This window comes from Gulosibacter chungangensis (assembly GCF_008831155.1).
Taxonomy (GTDB): Bacteria; Actinomycetota; Actinomycetes; order Actinomycetales; family Microbacteriaceae; genus Gulosibacter; species Gulosibacter chungangensis.
In genome coordinates, this window is the sequence record NZ_WBKB01000001.1 from 105,946 (window position 1) to 129,701 (window position 23,756).

At 62.9% G+C, this 23,756-nt stretch carries 20 protein-coding genes and 1 pseudogene; 17 read left to right on the forward strand and 4 right to left on the reverse strand.

What is annotated here, in order from left to right; translation table 11 throughout:
* The first annotated feature begins 8 nt into the window (after positions 1–8).
* Both sdhA and F8O05_RS00430 read left to right on the forward strand, forming a co-directional pair.
* Positions 9–1,838, forward strand: coding sequence for a succinate dehydrogenase flavoprotein subunit (gene sdhA / locus F8O05_RS00425; protein ID WP_158050795.1), 1,830 nt, complete (start codon positions 9–11; stop codon positions 1,836–1,838).
* Positions 1,839–1,853: 15 nt separating this feature from the next.
* Positions 1,854–2,612: a succinate dehydrogenase iron-sulfur subunit gene (locus F8O05_RS00430; protein WP_158050796.1), complete on the forward strand. Its 759-nt coding sequence runs from the start codon at positions 1,854–1,856 to the stop codon at positions 2,610–2,612.
* A gap of 427 nt (positions 2,613–3,039) precedes the next feature.
* On the opposite strand, the gene F8O05_RS00435 is transcribed toward F8O05_RS00430, so the two are convergent.
* A complete protein-coding gene (locus F8O05_RS00435; RefSeq protein ID WP_158050797.1) occupies positions 3,040–3,981 on the reverse strand; it encodes a hypothetical protein in 942 nt (313 codons plus the stop codon).
* A 447-nt stretch (positions 3,982–4,428) separates the two neighbouring features.
* Here F8O05_RS00435 and F8O05_RS00440 point away from each other — a divergent pair, with 447 nt between their 5' ends.
* The 9 genes from F8O05_RS00440 (at position 4,429) to F8O05_RS00480 (ending at position 14,590) form a co-directional block, all read left to right on the forward strand.
* On the forward strand, positions 4,429–5,451 hold the full coding sequence (locus tag F8O05_RS00440) for a Gfo/Idh/MocA family protein (RefSeq protein ID WP_158050798.1): 1,023 nt from the start codon (positions 4,429–4,431) through the stop codon (positions 5,449–5,451).
* Between the two features lie 161 nt (positions 5,452–5,612).
* Complete coding sequence (gene gap / locus F8O05_RS00445; RefSeq protein ID WP_158050799.1) at positions 5,613–6,617, forward strand: type I glyceraldehyde-3-phosphate dehydrogenase; 1,005 nt, start codon at positions 5,613–5,615, stop codon at positions 6,615–6,617.
* 213 nt (positions 6,618–6,830) lie between these two features.
* Positions 6,831–7,790, forward strand: a complete 960-nt coding sequence (iolC, locus tag F8O05_RS00450) for a 5-dehydro-2-deoxygluconokinase (RefSeq protein ID WP_158050800.1) — start codon at positions 6,831–6,833, stop codon at positions 7,788–7,790.
* Entirely contained in the window at positions 7,790–8,716 is a 927-nt protein-coding gene (locus F8O05_RS00455) for a class I fructose-bisphosphate aldolase (RefSeq protein ID WP_225735651.1), read from the forward strand. Before iolC ends, F8O05_RS00455 begins: the two co-directional genes overlap by 1 nt.
* A gap of 63 nt (positions 8,717–8,779) precedes the next feature.
* On the forward strand, positions 8,780–9,691 hold the full coding sequence (gene iolB / locus F8O05_RS00460) for a 5-deoxy-glucuronate isomerase (protein WP_158050801.1): 912 nt from the start codon (positions 8,780–8,782) through the stop codon (positions 9,689–9,691).
* 37 nt (positions 9,692–9,728) lie between these two features.
* The gene (gene iolD, locus F8O05_RS00465) at positions 9,729–11,651 is read left to right on the forward strand and encodes a 3D-(3,5/4)-trihydroxycyclohexane-1,2-dione acylhydrolase (decyclizing) (RefSeq protein ID WP_158050802.1); all 1,923 of its coding nucleotides are present in this window, start codon (positions 9,729–9,731) and stop codon (positions 11,649–11,651) included.
* A 29-nt stretch (positions 11,652–11,680) separates the two neighbouring features.
* Positions 11,681–12,601, forward strand: coding sequence for a sugar phosphate isomerase/epimerase family protein (locus F8O05_RS00470; protein ID WP_158050803.1), 921 nt, complete (start codon positions 11,681–11,683; stop codon positions 12,599–12,601).
* Positions 12,602–12,613: 12 nt separating this feature from the next.
* Positions 12,614–13,648, forward strand: a complete 1,035-nt coding sequence (locus F8O05_RS00475) for a Gfo/Idh/MocA family protein (protein ID WP_158050804.1) — start codon at positions 12,614–12,616, stop codon at positions 13,646–13,648.
* 63 nt (positions 13,649–13,711) lie between these two features.
* Complete coding sequence (locus F8O05_RS00480) at positions 13,712–14,590, forward strand: sugar phosphate isomerase/epimerase family protein (RefSeq protein WP_158050805.1); 879 nt, start codon at positions 13,712–13,714, stop codon at positions 14,588–14,590.
* Positions 14,591–14,690: 100 nt separating this feature from the next.
* Here F8O05_RS00480 and F8O05_RS00485 read toward each other — a convergent pair whose 3' ends face one another.
* The gene (locus F8O05_RS00485) at positions 14,691–15,704 is read right to left on the reverse strand and encodes a sugar phosphate isomerase/epimerase family protein (protein WP_158050806.1); all 1,014 of its coding nucleotides are present in this window, start codon (positions 15,702–15,704) and stop codon (positions 14,691–14,693) included.
* A 108-nt stretch (positions 15,705–15,812) separates the two neighbouring features.
* Here F8O05_RS00485 and F8O05_RS00490 point away from each other — a divergent pair, with 108 nt between their 5' ends.
* Complete coding sequence (locus tag F8O05_RS00490; RefSeq protein WP_158050807.1) at positions 15,813–16,217, forward strand: tautomerase family protein; 405 nt, start codon at positions 15,813–15,815, stop codon at positions 16,215–16,217.
* 170 nt (positions 16,218–16,387) lie between these two features.
* Here F8O05_RS00490 and F8O05_RS00495 read toward each other — a convergent pair whose 3' ends face one another.
* Together F8O05_RS00495 and ptsP are read right to left on the reverse strand one after the other, a co-directional pair.
* A complete protein-coding gene (locus F8O05_RS00495) occupies positions 16,388–17,149 on the reverse strand; it encodes a GntR family transcriptional regulator (protein ID WP_158050808.1) in 762 nt (253 codons plus the stop codon).
* 188 nt (positions 17,150–17,337) lie between these two features.
* The gene (ptsP, locus tag F8O05_RS00500; RefSeq protein ID WP_158050809.1) at positions 17,338–18,978 is read right to left on the reverse strand and encodes a phosphoenolpyruvate--protein phosphotransferase; all 1,641 of its coding nucleotides are present in this window, start codon (positions 18,976–18,978) and stop codon (positions 17,338–17,340) included.
* Between the two features lie 71 nt (positions 18,979–19,049).
* On the opposite strand from ptsP, the gene F8O05_RS00505 reads away from it, so the two are divergent.
* The 5 genes and pseudogenes from F8O05_RS00505 to ribA form a co-directional block, all read left to right on the forward strand.
* Positions 19,050–20,297, forward strand: coding sequence for a YihY/virulence factor BrkB family protein (locus F8O05_RS00505; RefSeq protein WP_158050810.1), 1,248 nt, complete (start codon positions 19,050–19,052; stop codon positions 20,295–20,297).
* A gap of 14 nt (positions 20,298–20,311) precedes the next feature.
* The gene (locus F8O05_RS00510) at positions 20,312–21,157 is read left to right on the forward strand and encodes an exodeoxyribonuclease III (protein ID WP_158050811.1); all 846 of its coding nucleotides are present in this window, start codon (positions 20,312–20,314) and stop codon (positions 21,155–21,157) included.
* A gap of 119 nt (positions 21,158–21,276) precedes the next feature.
* A complete protein-coding gene (gene trpS, locus F8O05_RS00515; protein WP_158050812.1) occupies positions 21,277–22,281 on the forward strand; it encodes a tryptophan--tRNA ligase in 1,005 nt (334 codons plus the stop codon).
* Positions 22,282–22,294: 13 nt separating this feature from the next.
* On the forward strand, positions 22,295–23,080 hold the full coding sequence (locus tag F8O05_RS00520; protein ID WP_158050813.1) for a polyprenol monophosphomannose synthase: 786 nt from the start codon (positions 22,295–22,297) through the stop codon (positions 23,078–23,080).
* 47 nt (positions 23,081–23,127) lie between these two features.
* Positions 23,128–23,748, forward strand: a pseudogene (gene ribA, locus F8O05_RS00525) (GTP cyclohydrolase II); the annotation flags it as partial.
* Between the last annotated feature and the right edge of the window lie 8 nt (positions 23,749–23,756).

The following is a 23,756-nucleotide window of genomic DNA, read 5'->3' on the forward strand; positions in this document are numbered from 1 at the left end:
TTAGACATATGGCTGCAGAACAGCTCAAGGACACCGTCAAGGTCATCGACGGCGTGAAGATTCACTACCACCGCAACGAAGTGGTCATCGTTGGTGCGGGTGGTGCGGGGATGCGCGCCGCAATTGAAGCGGCTGAAACTGCCGGTACCGGCGCCGTCGTCGACGTCGTGACCAAGCTTTACCCGACTCGTTCGCACACCGGAGCTGCCCAGGGTGGCATGGCCGCGGCACTCGCGAACGTGGAGGAAGACAACTGGGAGTGGCACACCTACGACACCGTCAAGGGTGGCGACTACCTCGTCGACCAGGACTCCGCGGAGATCCTCGCGAAGGAAGCAATTGAAGCGGTACTCGACCTCGAGAACATGGGTCTGCCCTTCAACCGCACGCCGGAAGGCAAGATCGACCAGCGCCGCTTCGGTGGTCACACTCGTGACCACGGTAAGGCTCCGGTTCGTCGTGCCTGCTACGCCGCTGACCGTACCGGTCACATGATTCTGCAGACGCTGTACCAAAACTGCGTCAAGCACAACATCCGCTTCTTCAACGAGTACTACGCGCTCGACGTGGCTTTCACCGAAGTTGACGGTGTGAAGACCCCCTCGGCTGTTGTGGCGTACGAGCTCAAGACCGGTGACCTGCACGTCTTCCAGGGCAAGTCCATCGTCTTCGCGACCGGTGGTTTCGGCAAGGTCTTCAAGACCACGTCGAACGCCCACACCCTCACCGGTGACGGCGTCGGCATCATCTGGCGCAACGGCCTGCCGCTCGAGGACATGGAGTTCTTCCAGTTCCACCCGACCGGCCTCGCCGGCCTCGGCATCCTGCTTACCGAGGGTGCCCGTGGTGAAGGTGCAATCCTGCGTAATGACTCGGGTGAGCGCTTCATGGAACGCTACGCGCCAACCATTAAGGACCTCGCCCCGCGTGACATCGTGGCGCGCTCGATGGTGCAGGAAGTGCTCGAAGGCCGCGGCGCCGGCCCGAACAAGGACTACGTCTACCTCGACTGCACCCACCTGGGTGCCGAGGTGCTCGAGACGAAGCTGCCGGACATCACCGAGTTCGCCCGCACCTACCTCGGCGTTGACCCGGTCACCGAACCGGTACCGGTATACCCGACCGCGCACTACGCCATGGGCGGCATCCCCACCAATAACGACGCGCAGGTCATCTCAGATGAAGACGACACCGTCGTTCCCGGCCTCTTCGCCGCTGGTGAGTGCGCTTGCGTCTCGGTGCACGGCTCGAACCGTCTGGGCACCAACTCGCTGCTGGACATCAACGTCTTCGGTAAGCGCGCCGGCCGCAACGCCGTCAAGTACGCACAAACCGCCGACTACGCACCGCTTCCCGATGACGCCGACGAGTTCGTGCGCACCCTGGTGAAGAACATGCGCGACTCGCACGGCACCGAATCGGTCGCCGACCTGCGCCGCGAACTGCAGGAAACCATGGACACGAACGTCCAGGTGTTCCGCACCGAAGAGACCCTCACCGAAGCGACCAAGGTCATCCACTCGCTGCGTGAGCGCTACCGCGACATTCACGTCAACGACAAGGGCCTTCGCTACAACACCGAGCTCCTCGAAGCGATTGAGCTGGGCTTCCTGCTCGACCTCGCCGAGGTTGTCACCTACACGGCGCTGAACCGTCAGGAGTCGCGCGGTGGTCACATGCGTGACGACTTCCCCAAGCGTGACGACGAGAACTGGATGCACCACACCATGGCATACCTGAGCGGCGACCGTCGCTCGGCTGACCCCGCCGACCACATCACCCTCGGCAAGAAGCCCGTGCGTATGACGCACTACGTGCCGCAGGAACGAAAGTACTAAGAAGGGAGAACCGTCATGACTACTGCTACCGCAAATGTTGACGAGCGTAAGACTGAAGAGCCGGAGAAGCCCTTCAAGGTTCAAATCAAGCTGCGTCGCTACGACCCCGAGACCCGTCCGGATGCGTACTGGGAGACCTTCGAGGTCGACATGTACTCGACCGACCGCATCCTCGACGCCCTCCACTCGATTAAGTGGGACCAGGACTCGACCCTCGCGTTCCGCCGCTCCTGCGCGCACGGTATTTGCGGTTCGGATGCCATGCGCATCAACGGCCGCAACCGCCTGGCTTGCAAGACCCTCGTGAAGGACCTCGACATCACGAAGCCCGTGACCGTGGAAGCGATCAAGGGCCTTCCGCTCGAGCGCGACCTCATCGTCGACATGGACCCCTTCTTCGAGGCTTACAAGGAGATCCACCCCTTCCTGGTGGCTTCCGACAAGCCCGAGAAGGAGCGCATCCAGTCGATCGCGGACCGCGACATCTTCGACGACACGACCAAGTGCATCCTCTGCGCAGCATGCACCACCTCGTGCCCTGTGTTCTGGACCGACGGCCAGTACTTCGGCCCGGCAGCGATCGTGAACGCACACCGCTTCATCTTCGACTCGCGTGACGAAGACGCCAAGACCCGCCTCGACATCCTCAACGACAAGGAAGGCGTGTGGCGCTGCCGCACCACCTTCAACTGCACCGAGGCATGCCCCCGCGGCATCGAGGTCACCAAGGCAATCGCCGAAGTGAAGCAGGCCATTCTGCGAGGCAAGCGCTAATTGCTTGCTGAGGTGCGCTAACTTCTCGCACCAACCGCAAAAGGGGGCTCCGACACTTTTCGTGTCGGAGCCCCTCTGCGTTTCCCGCGGCGTTTCGACCGCGAGCTCCCTCCGCCGCGTTCCCACCGCCGCCGCGCGTTCCCACTCCCACTCTCAACTAACTCGTCACTCGACGTCGCATCGGGGGCTCGCAACAGCATCCATTGACGAACGAACGAGACACCCCTAGCTAACTCGTCACTCGACGTCGATCCCGGGCCCCGGAACTGCATCTATCGACGAGTTGCGCAGCGGCGCTCACGCGACTCGTCGATGGATGTTGTTGGGGCACGGGTGGGGAGCATCCGGTGACGAGTCTGCGACGAGCCTCTGGGCGGCTCGCTCGGTGTCGGCCAGAACTCGCACTCGCGTTCGCGGGGCGCGCCGTTCAAATAACCGCGCTTCGCGCAAGTTGCACGCGAATTGAACGAACCAGTTCATGCCACCGCTTGCCGTTGAGGTCCGTCTTCACAACATGCATCAGCCGCATACCAGCTTCCTGAAATTGTCGATCGCGCAGAACGTCCGCGTCGATCGTTGCCTGATCAGTGAAGTGGAAATCACCGTCGTAATTGAGGTACAGGCCTGCTTCTGGATATCCGAGATCTGGGCGATAAAGGGTGCCATCGTCAAGAAAGACTTCCGGCTGAACCTCTGGCTCTGGCAGCCCAGCATCGACAAATTGCAGTCGCGCAACCGACTCCATGGGTGATTCCACACGAGGACGAGCGCGCACCACAGCTTGACGCAATGTACGGATCCCTCGCATCCGTTCGAACTTCGCGAGTATCGCGGGGAGATCCGCCGGCACCAAGAGCGGACGCTCCGCGAAATTTAGACTGGGGTATTTATTGAAATCCGTGAGCAGCGCATCCAACATCACCGTGATGTCAAACGCATTGAGGTGCATCGCCGACGTCAATACCGCCAGCACGGGTGACACAACTGGGACGCTTCCGAGCCTTGAAGCTCGAAAGAAATCGTCTCGGATAGCGCGGCTTTTCACACCGCCTATTCGAACTCTCGAGACGGATGCGCGGGTCAATACTTCGATGTCGGCAGAGCGAGTGTTCGCCAGGTTGGGGATTCGCAAGCCCCACAACTCTGCGGCAGCCAGACCCGAGATCGCCTGTCCATCGCTCAGCCGTTGGCCAAGAGCGATAGCACGCTCGCGTCTCGAAATAGGTTCGGTGTGTGAGCGAACACCCACGAACGGCGCATGGAGTTTCGGATTGCGTAGTTTTCCCGGTGTCACGCCCGCTGCGACAGCCGCGGACACGCTGAAGGCGCCACTCTGGAATTGCGGTGGCAGGCTCAATTCATCACGCATAGCTCGAACGCTACGTCTTGTCGTAATTCCGGGTTTTTCTGGGGCGGTGAACTGTGGAGAACACCTTCAGCTCGATGATCTGTGGAGAACTCGCGCGCCTCGCGCCCTTCGCGCACCCACAGACTCGTCGATGGATGCTGTTTTGTGGCGGTGTGACGACATCCAATGACGAGTTGGTTGAGGGTGTTGCATTCGTTCGTCGATGGATGCTGTTCCGAGGTCCGGAATCGACGTCGAGTGACGAGTTAGGCGCGGGGCTTTGACCGACCGATGGATCGAGGCCGTGATCGGAGAGGGGAGATCGGAGAGAGGGCGATTACCCGACTGCGCACCTTCGACCTCCGGGTCACGGTTCGCTAAGGGAGCACGAAAGTTGCTGCAATACGCGCATCAAAATGATAGGTTGTCAGGACATATAACCTTGGGCAATACTGCACAGGAGGAACCATGAAGCTCGGTCTTGTTGGCTACGGCTCCGGCGGACGCTACTTCCACTCGCCCTATATTGCGGCGGCGGAAGGCGTTGAGCTCGTCGGCATCGTCGCGCGCTCGCCGCAGCGCGTGGCCGAAGTTCAAAGCGACTTCCCCGAGGTGCCGGTCTATGCATCCCTCACCGAGCTGCTCGAAGCCGGGGTGGATGCGGTCACGATCACCACTCCCCCGCAGACCCGGCGCGAGCTGGTACTCGAGGCGATCGAAGCCGGCGTGCACGTCATCGCCGACAAGCCCTTCGCACCCGATGCCGCGGGTGCACGCGAGCTCGTCGCCGCCGCCGAAGCCAAAGGCGTGCTGCTGAGCGTCTTCCAAAACCGCCGTTGGGACACCGATATCCGCACCCTCAAGCAGGTGCTCGATTCGGAAGAACTCGGCAAGGTGTGGCGCTTTGAGTCCGCATTCAACCTTGACGAGCCCGAATCGCTCGAATCGGGCCCGACCGGCGGTCTCCTGCGGGACCTCGGCAGCCACGTCGTCGACCAAGCACTCTGGCTCTTCGGCCCCGCCACCGCGGTAACCGCCTTCCTCGATTGGGTGGAGCTCCCCGAGGGGCGCACGGACGCGAGCTTCTTCATCAACCTCCAGCACGCATCCGGCACGCACTCGCACATTTCGGCAAGCAAGGTGAACCGACTCGTCTCGAAAGAACTGCGTGTGCTCGCTGAGCATGGCAGCTTCATTTCTTCGCAGACGGATGCACAGACCCAGGCGATCTTCCGCGGGGAACGTCCCGCAGCCGGTCGCGAAAACTGGGGCTACGAAGTCGAGAAACGTTGGGCCACGCTCAACACTGCCACGGGCTCGCGTCCGGTGCCTTCCGCACAGGGTGACTACACGCAGTTCTATGAGCAGTTCGCGGCCGCGGTTGATCGAGGCGAACCGCAGCCGGTCCCCGCATCCGAAGCCGTCGGCACCATCGAGGTGCTCGATGCCGTATGGCTCAGCGCGGCCGAATCACGCACGGTCACGCTGTAACCCAGCGGCACGTCGCCGGCGCCAAAACCCGGGCACCGCACACAGCCACCGCATCCCGGCACCACCGCCCGAACTCAGCACCAGCGATCGCACCAGCGACCGCCTGCAACGCTCCACCCGAGAAATTTTTCCCGTCCACATCACGAATACCAAAGGACACCATGACGCTTAAAGTTGGCATTAACGGCTTTGGCCGCATTGGCCGCAACTACCTCCGCGCTGCGATCGAACAGCAGGCAGACATTGACATCGTCGCAGTAAACGACCTCACCGACGCCGCGGCGCTCGCAAACCTCGTCGAGTGGGACTCGCTCCTCGGCCACCTCGACGAGCGGGTTGAAGCTCGCGACAACGAGCTGATCGTCGGCGACCGCACCATCAAGGTGTATTCCGAGCGCGACCCCAAGAACATTCCCTGGGGCGAGCTCGGGGTGGATGTCGTGATCGAGTCCACGGGCTTTTTCACCTCTTCAGATGCCGCGCGCGCCCACCTGGATGCGGGAGCCAAGAAGGTCATCATCTCGGCACCCGCTAGCGGTGACGTGAAGACCATCGTGCTCGGCATCAACGACGACAGCTACGACCCCGCACAGCACGACATCATCTCGAACGGCTCGTGCACCACGAACTCGCTCGCCTTCCTGGCAAAAATCCTGAACGACGAGTTCGGGGTGGAGACCGGGCTGATGACCACCATCCACGCGTACACGGGCGATCAGCGCCTACTGGATGCACCGCACCGCGATTTCCGTCGCGCTCGCGCGGCAGCGCTGTCCACCATTCCGACGAGCTCCGGTGCCGCGAAGGCAATCGGCCTGGTTGTACCGGAGCTCGATGGCAAACTCACCGGTCTGGCGCTGCGCGTACCGGTTCCGGTCGGCTCGGTCACCGACCTCACCGCCCAGGTCTCGCGCGAGGTCACCGCGGAAGAGGTCAACGCGGCATTCGAACGCGCGGCAGCTTCCGAACGCTACAGCCGCTACCTCGAGTACTCGACTGCTCCCCTGGTTTCGGTGGACATCACCGGCAACCCGCACTCGACCATCTTCGACTCTGGCCTCACCCAGGTCGCCGGCCGCCAGGTCAAGGTATTCGGCTGGTACGACAATGAGTGGGCGTTCTCGAACCGTCTCGTCGAGCTTTCGACGCTCGTTGGCGGCAACTAACGTTCGCCTGCCAAGCACCACCGAGAGGCACAGCACTCATCGCTGATCAGGCATAACTGGATGCTGGGCTCACGCAACTGCGTGAGCCCAGCATCCTTTTTCGCAGCTTAAATTCTCAGCCAAAGAACCATATGTTCAATTGTTAGGACAATAGGTGTATGCTGTCACAAAGCCTCCCGGATCCGATCACCGTAGAAAGTTGAAGAGAGACTCGTGACTTCCCCATCCACACCGAACATTGACGTCCTAACCTTCGGCCGCGTCGGTATCGACATTTACCCACTGCAAGACGGCCTGAGCCTCGAAGACGTCGAGACCTTCGGCAAGTACCTCGGCGGCAGTGCCGGAAACGTTGCGGTCGCCGCAGCGAAGCACGGCCACAGCGCGGCACTAATTTCGGGACGCGGTGGCGACTCCTTCGGTCGCTTCGTCACTCGCGAACTCGAACGACTCGGTGTCTCCTCCGAGTACGTGATCACCGTTGAGGACCTGCAGACCCCGGTGACCTTCTGCGAAATTTTCCCGCCGGATGACTTCCCGCTGTACTTCTACCGCAAGCCCAAGGCTCCGGACCTCGCAGTCCCCACCGAGGCGCTTGACCTCGACGCGATTCGTAACGCCAAGATTTTCTGGACCACGGTAACCGGCCTCAGCGAAGAGCCGAGCCGCTCGGCACACCACGCCGCCTGGGCCGCCCGTGCGCGCAAGCCTCACACCATCCTGGACCTCGACTTCCGCGAGGTGTTCTGGAACTCTCGTGAAGAGGCCTCCGAAGAGGTTGGCAAGGCCCTCGAGCACGTCACGGTCGCCGTGGGCAACAAGGAAGAGTGCGAGGTCGCGGTCGGCGAGACCGAGCCGATTCGTGCGGCGGATGCGCTGCTCGAGCGCGGTGTCGAGCTCGCGATTGTGAAGCAGGGGCCCAAGGGAGTCCTTGCGAAGACCAAGGATGAGTTCGTCGAGGTGCCGCCGTACGCCGTTGAGGTCATTAATGGCCTCGGTGCCGGCGACAGCTTCGGTGGCGCGCTCTGCCACGGCCTGCTCGAAGGCTGGGAACTCAAGAAGATTCTGCGTTTCGCAAATATTGCCGGTGCGCTCGTAGCCTCGCGTCGCGAGTGCTCGACCGCTATGCCCACCACCGAGGAAATCCTCGCAATCATGGACGGGAACAACTGATGACCACAGCCCCAACAAGCATCCCCGAGGCCCTCGAGTACTACGCGTCTGCCTTCGAAGAAATCCGTCGGGTACGGGCGGAATCGCCCGAGGCCGTAGCGCAGAAGCTGCAGGCACGCCGCCGCCGCCCGCTACTGCAGGGCGACGGAAAACTGATGCTCGTGGCAGCTGACCACCCGGCTCGCGGTGCCCTCGGGGTGCGCGATCAGGCTACCGCCATGGCGGACCGCTACGAACTGCTCGCCCGCCTCGCAATTGCGCTGTCGCGTCCCGGCGTCGACGGCGTGCTCGGTACCCCCGACATCATCGATGACCTCGCGCTGATGGGCCTCCTCGACGACAAGATCGTGGTCGGTTCGATGAACCGTGGCGGGCTGCGCGGCGCTGCCTTCGAGATGGATGACCGCTTCACCGGCTATGACATCGACAGCATCAAGCGCGATGGTCTGGACTTTGCCAAGACCCTCGTGCGCGTGAACCTGGAAGACCCCGCCACCGTGGCAACCCTCGAGGCAAACGCTCGCGCGGTGGATGACGCTTACCGCGCCCAACTGCCGATCATGCTTGAGCCGTTTATGAGCAACTGGGTTGACGGCAAGATTGTCAACGACCTGAGCACCGAGGAAGTCATCAAGTCCGTCGCGATCGCTTCGGGCCTCGGCAATAGCTCGGCCTACACCTGGATGAAGCTGCCGGTGGTCGAAAACATGGAAGCCGTGATGGCATCCACGACCCTGCCGACCCTGCTTCTCGGTGGCGAGCCCAAGGGCACCCCGGAGGAAGTTTTCGCAAGCTGGCAGAAGACTCTCGCCCTGCCGGGTGTGCGGGGACTCGTGGTCGGTCGCACCCTGATCTACCCGCACGACGACAATGTCGCTGGCGCTGTAGATACTGCCGTTGCGATGGTTCACGGAACGGCGTCCTAGCATCCACTAGCAAGTCTGCTGACGCTACAAACAGACCCAAGTAGAACAGGAAAGGTGACCCCAATGGCACAGAACAACGAATGGTTCTTTGAACGCGGCGAACTCGCCAAGGACGGCTGGGAGTCAGTCGTCGATTCCTCGCTCGAAGGCTGGGCGCACACGGGCCTGCGCGTGGCCAACCTCGCCGAATCGGGCTCGCTTGAGCTTGCCGCTGGCGAGGTTGAACGCATCATCATCCCGCTCGATGGCCCCGCCACGGTTCAGTGGTCGGATGCTGAGGGCAACTCCGGTACGCAGGAACTGATCGGTCGTCCCTCGGTGTTCGATGGCCCGACGGATGTGCTCTACCTCGGTGTGGGCGCGAAGGCGACGCTGAGCGGCAAGGCTCGCGTTTCGGTAGCTGAGGCTCCCGCAACGGAGACCTTCCCCACTCGTTACATCGCGAAGGAAGAGGTCCCGGTAGAGCTGCGTGGCGCTGGGCGCTCGAGCCGTCAGGTGCACAACTTCGGCACCCCGGCTGCGCTGGATGCATCCAAGTTCATCGTCTGCGAGGTCATCACCCCCTCGGAGAACTGGTCCTCCTTCCCCGCGCACAAGCACGACGAGCACGTACCCGGCCACGAGTCGCGCCTCGAAGAGATCTACTACTTCGAATCGGCCGTCTCCAAGGGTGTCGACGCCCCCGCGGAGGCCGACCCCTTCGGCATGTTCGCGACGTATTCCTCCTCGGCCGGTGACATCAACATCAACGCGATCGTGCGCACCGGTGATGTGGCACTCGTGCCCTACGGCTACCACGGCCCCGCCGTTGCTGCCCCGGGCTACGACCTCTACTACCTGAACGTCATGGCCGGTCCCGACAAGGAACGCGTCTGGCACATTCAGGACGACCCCGCGCACGGCTGGGTGCGCGACACTTGGGAGAACGAAGAGTTCGACTCGCGTCTTCCCTACACCGACCCCAGCAACTCCTAGTTCGCATCCCTAAGCACTAATAAAGAGGACAGTACCGATGGCAGTGACGCCAGAAACCAAGCGGATGACAGTCAGCCAGGCGCTCATTGAGTTCCTTGGACACCAGTGGACGGTTGACGGAGATCACCGTGAACGAACTATTGCCGGAACCTTTGGCATTTTTGGGCACGGGAATGTCGCTGGCATCGGTCAGGCCCTCAAGCAGTACAACGAGACCGACCCGACCCTGATGCCCTACTACCAGGCCCGCAATGAGCAGGCCATGGTGCATCAGGCGGTCGGCTACGCGCGCATGCACCGCCGCCTCGGCACCTACGCCTCGGCCGCCTCGGTCGGCCCGGGAGCCGCGAACATGCTGACGGCGGCGGCGCTCGCGACCACCAACCGCTTGCCAGCGCTCTTGCTGCCGAGCGACACCTTCGCCACCCGTGTGGCGGACCCGGTGCTGCAGCAAATGGAGCTGCCGCACGACACGAGCATCACCGTAAACGACGCGTTCCGTCCGCTCTCGCGCTTCTTCGACCGCGTAGACCGCCCCGAGAAGCTCTTCTCGATCGCGCTGTCGGCAATGCGGGTGCTCACCGACCCGGTTGAGACCGGAGCGGTGACCATCTCGCTCCCGGAGGACGTCCAGGCCGAGGTGCTGGATGTTCCGGTCGAGTTCCTGCAGGACCGCGAGTGGCACCTGCGCCGCCCGCTGCCCGAGCGCGCCGCACTCGCGCGCGCGGTTGCCGCAATCCGCGGCGCCAAGCGTCCGATCATCGTCGCCGGTGGTGGCGTGATCTACTCGAACGCTGAGGATGCGCTGCGTCAGCTTGTTGAGGCAACCGGCATCCCGGTTGGCACCTCGCAGGCCGGTGGCGGTGCCCTGAACTGGGATCACCCGCAGTACCTCGGTGGTATCGGTGCCACCGGCACCACCGCCGCAAACCGGGTTGCTGCCGAGGCCGATGTGGTCATCGGTATCGGTACCCGCTACAGCGACTTCACCACGGCGAGCCGCACGGCATTCCAGAACCCGAACGTCACCTTCGTGAACATTAACGTTGCGAGCTTCGACGCCTACAAGCACGGCACACAGATCGCCGTCGTGGCCGATGCACGCGAAACCATCGAGGCACTCCAGGCCGAGCTTTCACGGTTCCAGGTAGAGCCGGAATTCGCCGAGACCATTCGCCGCGAGAAGGCGACCTGGGATGCTGCCGTGGACAAGGCCTTCGAGCCCTCGGGCCTCGCGCTTCCCGGCCAGCCCGAGATCATCGGTGCCGTGCAGTCCTCGACCGACCCCGAAGACGTCATTGTGCAGGCCGCGGGCTCGCTCCCGGGTGACCTCCACAAGCTGTGGCGCGTACGCGACCCACTCGGCTACCACGTGGAATACGCGTTCTCGTGCATGGGGTACGAGATCGCCGGTGGCCTGGGTGCCAAGCGCGGTGCCCTCGCATCCGGTTCCGACCGCGAAATCGTGGTGATGGTGGGCGACGGCTCCTACCTGATGCTGCACACGGAGCTCGTCACTGCGGTGGCTGAAGGAATCAAGCTCATCGTGGTGCTCATCCAGAACCACGGCTACGCATCCATCGGTCACCTCTCGGAGACCGTCGGTTCGCAGCGCTTCGGTACCTGGTACCGCGAGTACGACGATGTCGCCAAGAACTTCCAAGGCGAAGACATCCTGCCGATCGATCTCGCTGCCAACGCGCGCAGCTACGGTATCGACGTCATCGAAGTCGAGCCCAGTGCATCCGCCATCGAAGATCTCAAGGCAGCCATGGCCGCAGCCAAGGCTTCGGACCGCAGCACGCTGATTCACATCAACAGCGATCCGCTCATCTACGCACCCGACGGTGAGGGCTGGTGGGATGTGCCAGTCTCCGAAGTCTCCGAACTCGACAGCACGCAACAGGCGTACACCGAGTACCTCGAGCAGAAGTCACACCAAAAGCCGCTCCTCGGCTAATCCTGAAACCAACGAAGGAGATTCAGCGAATGACCCAAACCGAAACCCCGTCCATCCGGATCGGTACCGCGCCCGACTCTTGGGGAGTTTGGTTTCCGAACGACCCCGGCCAGGTGCCCTGGAAGCGCTTCCTCGACGAAGTCGTCGAAGCCGGCTACGAGTGGATCGAGCTCGGGCCCTACGGTTACCTGCCCACCGACCCAAACGAGCTCGAGGATGAACTCGGCTCGCGCGGTCTGAAGCTCTCGGCGGGTACCGTATTCACCGGTTTCCACAAGGGTGAAGACCAGTGGCAGCGTGCCTGGGACCAGGCCCTTGAGGTTGCCGGTCTCGCCTCGAAGCTCGGCGCCGAGCACCTCGTGGTGATCCCCGACCTGTGGCGCAGCGACGCCACCAGCGAGGTGCTCGAGTCGCGCACCCTCGACGACGAGCAGTGGCAGAAGCTCGCTGCTGGTCACGACCGCCTCGGTAAGGCCCTGCTCGAAGAGTTCGGCATGAAGCAGCAGTTCCACTCGCACGCGGACAGCCACATCGGCACCACGCGTGAGGTGCTGCGTTTCCTCGCCGAAACCGACGAGCGCTACACGAACCTGTGCCTGGACACCGGCCACTATTCCTACTACGGCGGCGACAACCTCAAGCTCATCGAGGACCACCCCGAGCGCATCGGCTACCTGCACCTCAAGCAGGTTGACCCGACGCTGCTGTTCGACATTCTCAAGAACGACGTACCGTTTGCCGAGGCTGTCGCGCAGGACATCATGGTCGAGCCGCCCCACGGCATCCCCGAACTCGCGCCGATCATCGAGCGCGTAGCCCAGATCGACCCGAATATCTTCGGCATTGTCGAGCACGATATGTACGGCTGCTCGGTCGACCGCCCCGGCCCCATCGCGAAGCGCACTCGCGACCACATTTTCAGCTGCACCCGCGCGGCACGCGTGAACTAGGAGATTCAAATCATGACCAACACCACTGGAGTAACCCCAGACCTGCGCGTCGGCGTCGTTGGCGCCGGCATGATGGGTGCCGACCACGTCAAGCGCATTACCGAACGCATCAAGGGCGCGGTTGTCTCCGCGATCATTGAGCCGGATGCCGGGCGCGCGGCGGCAGCCGTCGAAAACGCTCCCGGGGCCCAGGCTTTCACCCGCATCGAGGACGCCATCGAAGCAGATGCCGTCGACGCGGTACTCATCGCCACCCCGGGCCAGTTCCACGAGCCGGTGCTGATGCCGGCGCTGGAAGCGAAGCTCCCCATCCTCTGCGAAAAGCCGCTCACCCCGGACTCCGAGTCCTCGCTGAAGGTTCTCGAAGCCGAGCAGAAGCTCGACAAGCCGCACATCCAGGTCGGTTTCATGCGTCGCTTCGACAAGGAGTACGCGCAGCTGCGGGAACTTGTCACCGCGGGTGACGCTGGCGAGCTGATCATGCTGCGCGCCGCGCACCGCAACCCCTCGGTGCCCGAGTCCTACACCCAGAAGATGCTCATCACCGACTCGGTGGTGCACGAGTTTGACGTGCTGCCGTGGCTCGCGGGCTCGCCCGTGAAGAGCGTTGAGGTGAAGTACCCCCGCCGCAACGAGCTCGCCCCCGAGCGCCTGCGCGAGCCGATCCTGGTGATCATGGAACTCGAAAACGGTGTCCTCGTTGACCTCGAAATGAACGTCAGCGTGCAGTTCGGCTACCAGGTTGCCACCGAGGCCGTCTTCGCCGAGGGCATCGCTCGCATCGGTCAGCCCAGCGGCCTCGAGCTCTGGAAGAGCGCCACCTACTCGCGTGCCGAGCACACCTCCTTCGTGACCCGCTTCGCCGACGCCTACGACGAACAGCTGCAGCGCTGGGTCAACGCGGTTCGCGCTGGCACCCTGGTTGACGGCCCGAACTCATGGGACGGCTACCTCGTCGCCCTCGCCTGCGAGGCGGGCGTTGCAGCCCTCGAGCAGAGCGGCCCCGTCTCAATCGAGTCCGCCGAGCGTCCCGCGTTCTACGCGTAGCCGCTGCTACGCCTAAACCGCGTTCTCACTACCGATTCCCACCCACGAGATTAGGAGATCACGTTGGTTCGCATCGCATATGACCCGACGCCGTATCACTTCAACCACGGCGTCCTCGAGTTGCCCGATATCGTCGCCCGGCTGGGTTACGAATACATGCAACTCACCCCGCACCCCGAGTTCGGTCCCTTCCACCGCATGCCCAAGGCCGACGACGAGCTCGTCGCCGCGCTGAAGAAGCGGGCGGCGGATGCCGGTGTCAAGATCGTCGCCCTGCAGCCGGTGCAGCGCATTTCCTGGCCAGAAGAACCGCAGCGTGAGGCTGCGGTGCGCAACTTCAAGCGGGTCATCGAAATCACCGCACAGCTCGGTGTCGACACGATCAACACCGAGTTCTCGGGCCGCCCCGAGCGTTCGGAAGACTCGGAAGCCGGGTTCTATCGGTCCATGGAGGAGCTCATCCCCGTGGCCGAGAAGGAAGGCGTCCGCATCAACATCGACCCGCACCCCGACGACTTTGTCGAAGACGGGCTCGAGGCCTGGCGCGTGATTCGCGGGCTGAACTCGAAGCAGGTCGGTTTCGTGTACGTCGGCTCGCACAGCTTCCACATGGGTAACCAGGCTGCCACGCTCCTCCCCCAGGTGGGCGACCGCCTCGGTGCCGTGTTCGCCGCTGACACCTACGACCACCACCGCTCGAACGGCCTGCGCTACATCACCAACCCGCCAGGCAACTCGGTGCGCGTGCACCAGCACCAGGAAATCGGCAACGGTGACGTGGACTGGAACGAGCTGTTCGACACGCTGGGCAAGATCGGCTACCTCGACCGTGAGGACGCCGTGATCGTCTCGAACGTGTTCGGTGAGAACGAGGATGCGGAGGGCTCGGCACTTCGCCAGCTCGACAAGATCCGCGAGCTCATCTCGGGCGCAGCGCGCTAGCCCTAAGACATTAAAGTAGGCGGCCACACTCTTTCGAGTGTGGCCGCCTTTGTGCTTTCCGGCTTTCGCTTTCCAGCACCGTGTCAGCGGAAGATACCGGCTAGCTGTTCAGGCTCGCGGTGAGAGCGGCATCCGCCCGCTTGAGCACATCTGCGGCGATCTCGAGGCCCTCGACGCGGCCCAGGGACACGTCTTCGTGCTCGATATTGACGAGCATGTTCGGGTCTACTTCGTAGAGCGCACGGAGGAATTCGGTCCAGAACTCGACGTCGTGTCCGCGACCGAGCGCCACGAAGTCCCAGGCCGAGTTCTTCGGCCACTCGTTGGCGTACTCGTCGCCACCGAGGTTCGTGCGAGGCTCGTCCGCACCGAGGCGACGGAAGCTGTTGTCGAGCACGCCGTTAATGGCTGCGTATTCGGGGTTCACGCGTACATCCTTCGCGGCGGCCTGCACCACGTGCTCACCGAGGTAGCGAACCACCGCGACCGGGTCCATCTGCTGCCAGAACAGGTGCGAAGCGTCGAGCTCCACGCCCACGTTCTTCGACCCCGCACGCTCGATCAGTTCGAGGAAGTTGGCGGAGTTGAAGGCCACGTTCTGCGGGTGCAGTTCGAGGGCAACCTTCACGCCATTGTCCTGCGCAAGCTTGTCGGTCTCGCTCCAGAACTTGGCGGCGAGCTCCATCTGGTAGTCGATAACGTCCAACGCGGCCGAGTTCCAGGCGTTTACGACCCAGCTGACCTGCTTCGTACCCGGCTCGCTGCCCGGCAGACCCGACATGGTGACCACGCGGTTCTGGCCGAGACGGTTCGCCAAGCGAATCGAGCGACGAATGTCCTCGGCGTGCTTGTCACCAATCAGCGAGTTCGGGTGCAGCGGATTGCCGTTGCAGTTGAGACCGGCGATCTTGACGCCGGTGCCCTCGAAGAGCCCGAGGTAGTCGTCACGCGCGGTATCGCTCTCGAGAATGTCATCGAAGTTCGGCACGTGCACGGCCGGCAGAAACCCACCGGTGTTGATTTCGATACCGGTAAGTCCGAGATCCCCGATTACCTTCAGGGCCTCGGGGAGCGAACGGTCGTGGAGGATGGCGTTGTACACACCGAGTTGCATGATCTCTCCTTCGAGACGGTAGATCGGGAATAGATAGTGGTGTAAATGTCTTTATGTCAGTACATTCAAAATAAGCGTATCACCTCAAGCGCTGAGATTGGAGCCCTAATGCCACTGGTAAGAATTGACCTGAACGAGGGTCGCACGAACGCTGAAATCCAGGCAATCACTGACGCCATTCACGAGGCGATTGTGGCGGAATACGGCATCCCGCCGCGTGACCGCTTCCAGATCGTCACCGAGCACCGCGCCGGCCAGATTATTGCGCAGGATGCAGGGCTCGGCTTCGAGCGCACCGGCGGCGTCGTGATGATCCAGATTTTCACCCAGCGCGGCCGCAGCGACGAGCAGAAGCAGGCACTCTACGCGCGAATCGCGAGCAGCCTAGAGGCCGTGGGAGTCGCCGGCGAGGATGTGTTCATCGGCTATGTCGAAAACGGCGCCCAGGACTGGTCCTTCGGTTTCGGCCGCGCCCAATACATGACCGGCGAGCTCGGCATCCCCAAGGCTTAGCGCCGCAGCCCCGCGCCTCATCCCAGCCCAGCGGAGCGCATCCCACCACAGCGCCGAATACCACCCGCAGTGCAGTTGACCACTTTCCTGAAAGTGGCCGACTCCACTTCGGGTGGTATTCCGCAGGAGAAGCGTGAGCCAAGGCAGCAGCGTGAGCCGCGGCGCCGCGGCTAGCGGTCGACGACGGTGATCTCGAACTGGTAGAGCTCGGGGCGGTAGACGTGCTGGCCGTACTCGATGGCGCGGCCGGAGCTGTCGAAGGCGGTCCGGTCCATGGTGAGCAGGGCCCCGCCCTTGCGCACCGCCAGCAGTTCGCCCTCGGTGGCGGTCGCCTCGCGGGCACCGATCTTCTGCTTCGCCACGCGCAGCGTCACTCCGCGAGCGCGCAGTAACTGGTAGAGCGCATGTGACTGCAGTGCCTCAATTTCGAGGTCAATGAAGTCGGCCGGCAGGATGTTGTCGAGAATCGCAATCGGCGCTCCGTCAGCGCTGCGCAGTCGCTTAATGTGCAGCACGTCGCTGCCGACTTCCACACCCAATGCTTCGACCACCGTCTCGTTCGCGGGTTCAGTCTCCGCGGACAGGATCCGGGTTTCAGGCTTCTGACCGGTGCGCTGCAGGTCTTCGAAAAGGCTAGTCAGGTCAACGTTGCGGTGCACTTTGCCGTGCACGACCTGGGTACCAACACCCCGACGTCGAACCAGCAGCCCCTTGTCGACTAGCTCTTGGATGGCGCGTCGAATTGTCGGGCGTGAAATACCGAGCCGTTGCCCGAGCGCCACTTCATTCTCAAGTCTCGCTCCGGAGGGCAGGATCTCTTCGTAGATGGCCTGCTCGAGACGCTTCGCCACCTGGTGGTAGAGCGGCACAGGCCCCGAACGGTCGAGATCGATAAAGAGATCGACGGGCAATTGATGTTCAGGTTGAGCCAAGTCGACTCCCTCCTCGGTACTACGGACTCCAGCGCCATGGTTCTCCGCGTGCCGCGGGTTGAGCTGAGCTCAGCGACGCAACACTGCGCTGACAAGCCAACGCCTTTGCGCGCTTGTCCTGACAATAGTACCTAAGTTTTGGCGTCTGTGCGAGTCACCTCCAGCAAGAAACCACTACCGGCCAGGGATTACCCATCAAAGAGGGCCCGCGCGTGTTCCGCAGAGGTCGCCTGCAATACCCGGGCACCGATCTCGCGCGCCTGCTCCAGGGTGTAGTCCTTGAGCGCCGCGCGCACTCCCGCCAGAGCCGGCGGAGCCATCGAGAGCGAGGTGACCCCAAGCCCCACGAGCACCACTGCCAGGCGCGGATCAGACGCTGCCTCGCCACAGACCCCGACGGGCTTGCCGAGCTGCTTCCCCGCCACACCGATCATCGAAATAAGTCGCAGCACGGCCGGGTGCCAGGGGTCTTGATAGTTCGCCACCGTCCCGAGCACACGGTCGGCAGCCAGCGCATACTGCGTGAGGTCATTCGTACCGATCGACACGAAATCGCTCGTGGCCAGCACCTGCTCCGCGACCACCGCGGCGCTCGGCACCTCGACCATCGACCCCACCACGTTCAGCCCGATTTCACGCCCGAGGGCGGTGAAGTATTCCGAGTCCGCGGCATCCGCAACCATCGGCGCCATCACCCACAGCTCGGTTCCGGTGGCGGCCTGCGCATCCCGCAGGGCCTCGAGTTGTTCCCGCAGCAGGTGCTCCTTTTCGCGCAGGATGCGGATTCCTCGCATCCCGAGCGCCGGGTTCGCTTCTTCTGCGTCGTTGAGGAACGGCAGCGGCTTATCTGCGCCGGCATCCAGCACGCGGGCAACAACTTTTTTGCCGGTGAAGGGAGCCAGGAGCGCCGTGTAGTACTCGGTCTGCTGTTCCTTGGACGGCGCTTCATCGCGGTCTAGGAACATGAATTCGGTGCGGAAGAGTCCGACACCCTCGGCGCCGTGCGCGAGCGCGACCTCCGCATCCGCGGGCTTGCCCACATTGGCGAGCAATGCGACCGGCGTGCCATCGGCCAGCGCACCGGGTGAGAGCGGGGCCGATTCGATTTCAGCCTGGCGCTGCTGTTCGGCCCGCGCCGCGGCAAGTTCTTCCTCGGTCGGGTCCACGATCACGAGGTTGCGCCCCGCATCCACCACGAGCTGCTGCCCCTCGGTAATCTCATCGGCGCCCGCCACCGCAACCACGGCCGGAAGCCCCTTCTCAGCAGCAATAATCCCGGTGTGCGCCTTCGGGGAGCCGTCGCGAGTCACGAAGGCGAGGACCTTATCGAGGTCGAGCTTGGAGGTATCCGCCGGGGCAAGATCCACCGCCACGAGGATGAACGGCTCATTTCGCGAGGGCACCTCGGGTACCGGCACGCCACTGAGGTGCGCGCGGATGCGCTGCGAAATGTCATTCAGGTCGGTCGCGCGCTCCGCCATATACCCGCCAAGCGCCTTGAGCGTTTCGGCGTATGAGGCAAACGATTCAAAGACGGCCCGTTCCGCCGTCTTGCCGCCCGCAATCCCATCCCCCACTAGCTGCGCAATGGACGGGTCCGCCGCCATCATCGACTGCGCATCCAGCACCTCTTTGAGCGAACCATCGGCCTCGGCTGCGCGGGCCGCAAGATCGGCCTGCACCACAGCGATGGATGCATTCGCCCTCTGCTGCTCCGCGCTCACGTCACCGGTAAAGGCGACATCCTTTGGTTCCGGCAAAGGTGCGGGCATTCGCACCGCAGCCCCGATTGCAACTCGTGATCCAACACCAAAACCCTGTAGGTCCATGTTTGCCTCGCGTCCTCGCCAGTTAACAGATCGTCATGCGAGTGTAAGGATTTACCTCGTACGCTGGCTGGGTGAGTGATAATCGGGAACACGAATTGTCAACCGCGCGGGCCACCATCTTTCCGCCCTATCCCAACGTCGAGGAAGACGCCGGGTTGGGTAAGAAGCTGGGGGCATTCGTCCAGTGGGTGCAAGCAACGCGCCCGCTTCGCGCGATACAGCACTGGACCGCGCGAAGAGGCGGTACCCTCGCCGGTGGTATGGCCTATTCCGGGTTGTTTTCGGCCTTTGCCGCACTGCTGGTGTTTTTCTCGGTCGCGGGACTGGTGCTCGCCAAGAACGAAGACCTGTTGCTGCGGATCATCGATTCAATCGCCGAGTCCGTCCCCGGGCTGATCGGTGAAACCGGGGTCATTAGCACCGACACCCTGCTCAGCCTCGAGACCACCGCATCCTTCACCGCCGCCGGTATTCTCGCGCTGGTCTCCACGCTGTGGACCGCGCTCAATTTCTTGAACGGTGCGCGGCTGTCGATACGTGCGATGTTTGATCTGCCCACCAAGACCGAGCGCAGCTTCGTCAAGATGAAGCTCGTCGATTTGCTGCTGCTCGTGCTCTTCGGGGTGGGGCTCGCGATCTCGGCGGTGCTGACCGCCGCCAGTTACGGTGTCGTGGCCTGGCTGCTGCGGGATGTGCTGCACCTTGAGATCTCGGGCTTTGTGAATGGTGTGATCGGCTTCGGTTCGATCATCATCACCCTGCTCTTTGATGCGCTCGTGGTCGCCGCGATGCTGCGCACGCTTTCGGAGGTGCGCATCCCGCTGAACACTCTCTGGCAAGCGGCGCTGCTCGGGGGCATCGCAATCACCGTCCTCAAGCAGCTCGGTTCACTGCTGCTGGGCGGTGCCTCATCCAACCCGCTGCTGGCGACCTTCGCGACCCTCATCGGTGTGCTGATCTTCTTCAATTTCATCTGCATGGTGCTGCTGATTTCGGCGGCCTGGGCGAAGGTGACGATGGATGATGTGGGTCAGGCTCCGAGGCTGCTCACGGCTGAAGAGGCGGATGCGATTGCCTCGGTGACCGAGCTAAAGGCGCGACGCGAGCGGCTCGCGGCGGATCGCATCCGAGTGCTCGAAGAACTCGATGCGACCCCGCGTGGCAAGCGCCGCAAACTGCGACGAGAATACGAAAAAATCGTGCAGGAGCAGGAGGCGCTCGAGCAGGAGGCGCTCGAGCAGCGGCTCGGCTATGACCCCACCGAGGCCCACGCTCACCGCAACGGCATCGACCCTGACGACGTGCAGATCCGCCGGTAGATACACTGGGGCCCATGTCGAAATCGCTTCGTATCGCTTCTGTCAATGTCAACGGCATCCGCGCTGCCTACCGCAAGGGCATGGGCGACTGGCTCGAAGACCGCGGTGTGGACATCCTCGCAATGCAAGAGGTGCGGGCAAACCGCAAGCAGGTCGACGAACTCATTAACGACGGCTGGCATCTCGAACTCGAAGAGGCCAGCGCCGCGGGTCGCGCGGGGGTCGCAATTGCGAGCCGCATTCCGCTCGGCGAAGTCCGCCGCCGGATCGGGCCGGAAGAGTTTGACTCGGCCGGTCGCTGGCTCGAGGTCGATTTCGAAGTCGAGGGCAAGCCGCTGACCGTGGTGAGCTGCTACGTCCACTCGGGCGAGGCGGACACCCCGAAGCAGGAAGAGAAGTGGAAGTTCCTCGACGCCATGGCCGAGCGGATGGCCGAGCTTCGTGCCGAGCGTGAACTTGCGCTTGTCGTGGGTGATCTCAATGTGGGCCACGACGAACGCGATATTAAGAACTGGAAGGGCAACGTCAAGAAGGCCGGCTTCCTCCCCCGCGAGCGCGGTTACTTCACGCGGATGTTCACCCCAATTGGCGAGGCTGCGGAACCGGTTGACGGTTCCGGCGGCGTCGGCCTTGGCTGGGTGGACGTGGGCCGCGAGCAGGCCGGCGACGTACCCGGCCCCTACACCTGGTGGTCCTACCGCGGCAAGGCCTTCGACACGGATGCGGGCTGGCGCATCGACTACCACGTCGCCACCCCGGAACTGGCCAAGCGCGCATCCAACTACACGATCGATCGCGCCGCCGCCTATGACCAGCGCTGGAGCGACCACTCCCCTGTGGTCGTCGACTACGCGATCTAACGGGATTGTCGCTGGCGGCGACTAGCATATTCAGCGTATCCACCGCGTCATTTCAGGCCAGTGCCTCAGCGCAGGCCACGACTTCAATTCAGGCCACTTCTTCAATTCAGGAAAGTTCAATGTCAAAACCCGTCATCTTCTCGGGCATGCAGCCCTCATCCGACTCCCTTCACCTGGGGAACTACGTCGGGGCCCTCACGAACTGGGTGAAGATGCAGGATGACTTCGATGCGATCTTCTGCGTGGTGAACCAACACGCGATCACCGTGGCGACCGACCCCGCGGACCTGCGCGAACGCACCCTCGCGACGGCGGCACAGTACATTGCCGCGGGTATCGATCCCGAACGCTCCACCCTCTATGTTCAGTCGCACGTGCCCGCGCACGCGCAGCTCGGCTGGATTCTTGGCACCATCACCGGGTTCGGTGAAGCGAGCCGGATGACCCAGTTCAAGGACAAGTCGCAGCGCTTCGGCACCGAGGGCACCACGGTGGGCCTGTTCACCTACCCGGTGCTGATGGCGGCGGACATCCTCCTCTACCAGGCAGATTCGGTACCGGTGGGCGAAGACCAGCGCCAGCACATTGAGCTCACGCGCGACCTCGCGCTGCGGTTCAACTCGCGGTTTGGTGAGACCTTCACGGTGCCTGAGGGCTTCATCCCGAAGGCGAGCGCGAAGGTGTATGACCTGCAGGAGCCGACCGCGAAGATGTCAAAGTCGGCCGCGAGCGATGCCGGCCTGCTGCGCATCCTTGACCCGGCGAATGTCACCAAGAAGAAGATCATGCGCGCGGTCACGGATGCCGACGGCGAGATTCGCTACGACCCCGAGAACAAGGCCGGTGTTTCGAACCTGCTCACGATTTACTCGGTGCTCACCGAGCGGAGTATCGAGGATGTGGCGAACGAGTTCGCGGGCCGCGGTTACGGCGACCTCAAGAAGGGGCTCGCGGAAGCGGTTGAAGGTACCTTCGGGCCGATTCGCGAGCGCACGAACGAATTGCTGAGCGACCGCGGCGAGCTCGAGAACCTGCTGCGCAAGGGTGCCGAGCGCGCCAATGAGCGGGCTGAGAAGACCCTCGAGTTGGTGCACGAGAAAATCGGCTTCCCGAAGAGTTTCTAAGGAACACATCCCGATGCCAAGCCCCGGCAAGCATGCCCTGCCCGGATACGACGGGAACGTGCGCGACACCCTCGTCATCATCCCGACCTATAACGAACGTGAGAACGTCGAATCGATCGTCGGGAAGGTGCTGCGCGCATCCAACCGCGTGGATGTGCTGATTGTGGACGACGGATCCCCCGACGGCACCGGCGAGGTCGCCGACCGGATCGCGGCGCAGAACGAACGAGTGAAGGTCCTGCACCGTACCGGCAAGCAGGGTCTTGCCAGCGCGTATCTGCAAGGCTTTGAGCTCGGCCAGGAGCACGGCTATCCGTATCTCTTTGAGTTTGATGCCGATGGTTCGCATCCGGCCGATCGACTTCCGGCGCTGATCGACGAACTCGACGGCGGCGCGGACCTCGTGATCGGGTCGCGCTGGGTGCCCGGCGGCGCCACGGAACACTGGCCGCTGTCGCGCAAGCTCCTCTCGCGAGCTGCGAGCGTCTACTGCCGCCTCGCACTGAAATCGAAGATACGCGATATTACCGCTGGATACCGCGGGTATCGCGCCAGCGAACTTCGCAAGTTTGATCTTGCCCCGGTAGGATCGGCTGGTTACTGCTTCCAGATCGAAATGGCTTGGATGTTCGAACGCGTTAGAAAGCGCGTGGTCGAAGTACCAATTACATTCACTGAGCGTGAGCTCGGTCAATCGAAGATGTCTCGCGACATCATCGTCGAAGCCATGTGGCGTGTGACGTCGTGGGGACTCGGCTTTCGCACGCGCGGCCTGGAATACCGGTTCACCGGTAAATAGAAGTCGAAACCTCGGCTCCTACCCTGCCCGAAAGCTGTTTCATGTCTGAGAACTCACGCGCCCGTTTCGAAGTGGAAACACGACTGCCCACCGAACACGGTGAATTTCGCGTTCGGGCCTACACCGACACGGTGACCGGTGACCTCCACCTCGCGATCATCTCGGGCGACCCGAAACCTGGCGCACTCGTGCGGCTGCACTCGGAGTGCCTCACCGGTGAAGCGTTCGGCTCGCTCAAGTGCGAGTGCGGCCCGCAGCTGGATGCGGCGCTGCACGAGATTCACGAACACGGCGGCGTCGTCTTCTACCTGCGTGGCCACGAGGGTCGCGGGATAGGCCTGCTCAATAAACTGCGTGCCTACCGTCTCCAGGAAGACGGTCTCGACACGGTGGATGCGAACCTCGCCCTGGGTCTTCCGGCCGACGCCCGCGAGTACGCGGCAGCCGCTTCGGCGCTGCTCGACATGGGTCTCACGAGTGTGCGACTGCTCACGAATAACCCCGCAAAATCCGCGGCACTCACTGCCCACGGGGTGGAAGTCACCGAGCGGGTCCCCCTCGAAGTCGGCCGAAATGCGATTAACGACGATTACATGCGTACTAAAGCCCTCCGCATGGGGCACCTACTAAGCGACACCGCCGGTCACCCCGACCGACTCGCCGAGTAGCAAACACA

Bases quoted from the DNA above. Each gene is read 5' to 3' on its own strand.
- F8O05_RS00430 (WP_158050796.1), top strand. From the start codon at position 1,854: ATGACTACTGCTACCGCAAATGTTGACGAGCGTAAGACTGAAGAGCCG.
- F8O05_RS00440 (WP_158050798.1), top strand. From the start codon at position 4,429: ATGAAGCTCGGTCTTGTTGGCTACGGCTCCGGCGGACGCTACTTCCAC.
- F8O05_RS00510 (WP_158050811.1), top strand. From the start codon at position 20,312: ATGTCGAAATCGCTTCGTATCGCTTCTGTCAATGTCAACGGCATCCGC.
- sdhA (WP_158050795.1), top strand. From the start codon at position 9: ATGGCTGCAGAACAGCTCAAGGACACCGTCAAGGTCATCGACGGCGTG.
- F8O05_RS00455 (WP_225735651.1), top strand. From the start codon at position 7,790: ATGACCACAGCCCCAACAAGCATCCCCGAGGCCCTCGAGTACTACGCG.
- F8O05_RS00435 (WP_158050797.1), bottom strand. From the start codon at position 3,981: ATGCGTGATGAATTGAGCCTGCCACCGCAATTCCAGAGTGGCGCCTTC.
- ptsP (WP_158050809.1), bottom strand. From the start codon at position 18,978: ATGGACCTACAGGGTTTTGGTGTTGGATCACGAGTTGCAATCGGGGCT.
- F8O05_RS00485 (WP_158050806.1), bottom strand. From the start codon at position 15,704: ATGCAACTCGGTGTGTACAACGCCATCCTCCACGACCGTTCGCTCCCC.
- F8O05_RS00470 (WP_158050803.1), top strand. From the start codon at position 11,681: ATGACCCAAACCGAAACCCCGTCCATCCGGATCGGTACCGCGCCCGAC.
- iolB (WP_158050801.1), top strand. From the start codon at position 8,780: ATGGCACAGAACAACGAATGGTTCTTTGAACGCGGCGAACTCGCCAAG.
- iolD (WP_158050802.1), top strand. From the start codon at position 9,729: ATGGCAGTGACGCCAGAAACCAAGCGGATGACAGTCAGCCAGGCGCTC.
- F8O05_RS00490 (WP_158050807.1), top strand. From the start codon at position 15,813: ATGCCACTGGTAAGAATTGACCTGAACGAGGGTCGCACGAACGCTGAA.
- F8O05_RS00475 (WP_158050804.1), top strand. From the start codon at position 12,614: ATGACCAACACCACTGGAGTAACCCCAGACCTGCGCGTCGGCGTCGTT.
- gap (WP_158050799.1), top strand. From the start codon at position 5,613: ATGACGCTTAAAGTTGGCATTAACGGCTTTGGCCGCATTGGCCGCAAC.
- F8O05_RS00520 (WP_158050813.1), top strand. From the start codon at position 22,295: ATGCCAAGCCCCGGCAAGCATGCCCTGCCCGGATACGACGGGAACGTG.
- trpS (WP_158050812.1), top strand. From the start codon at position 21,277: ATGTCAAAACCCGTCATCTTCTCGGGCATGCAGCCCTCATCCGACTCC.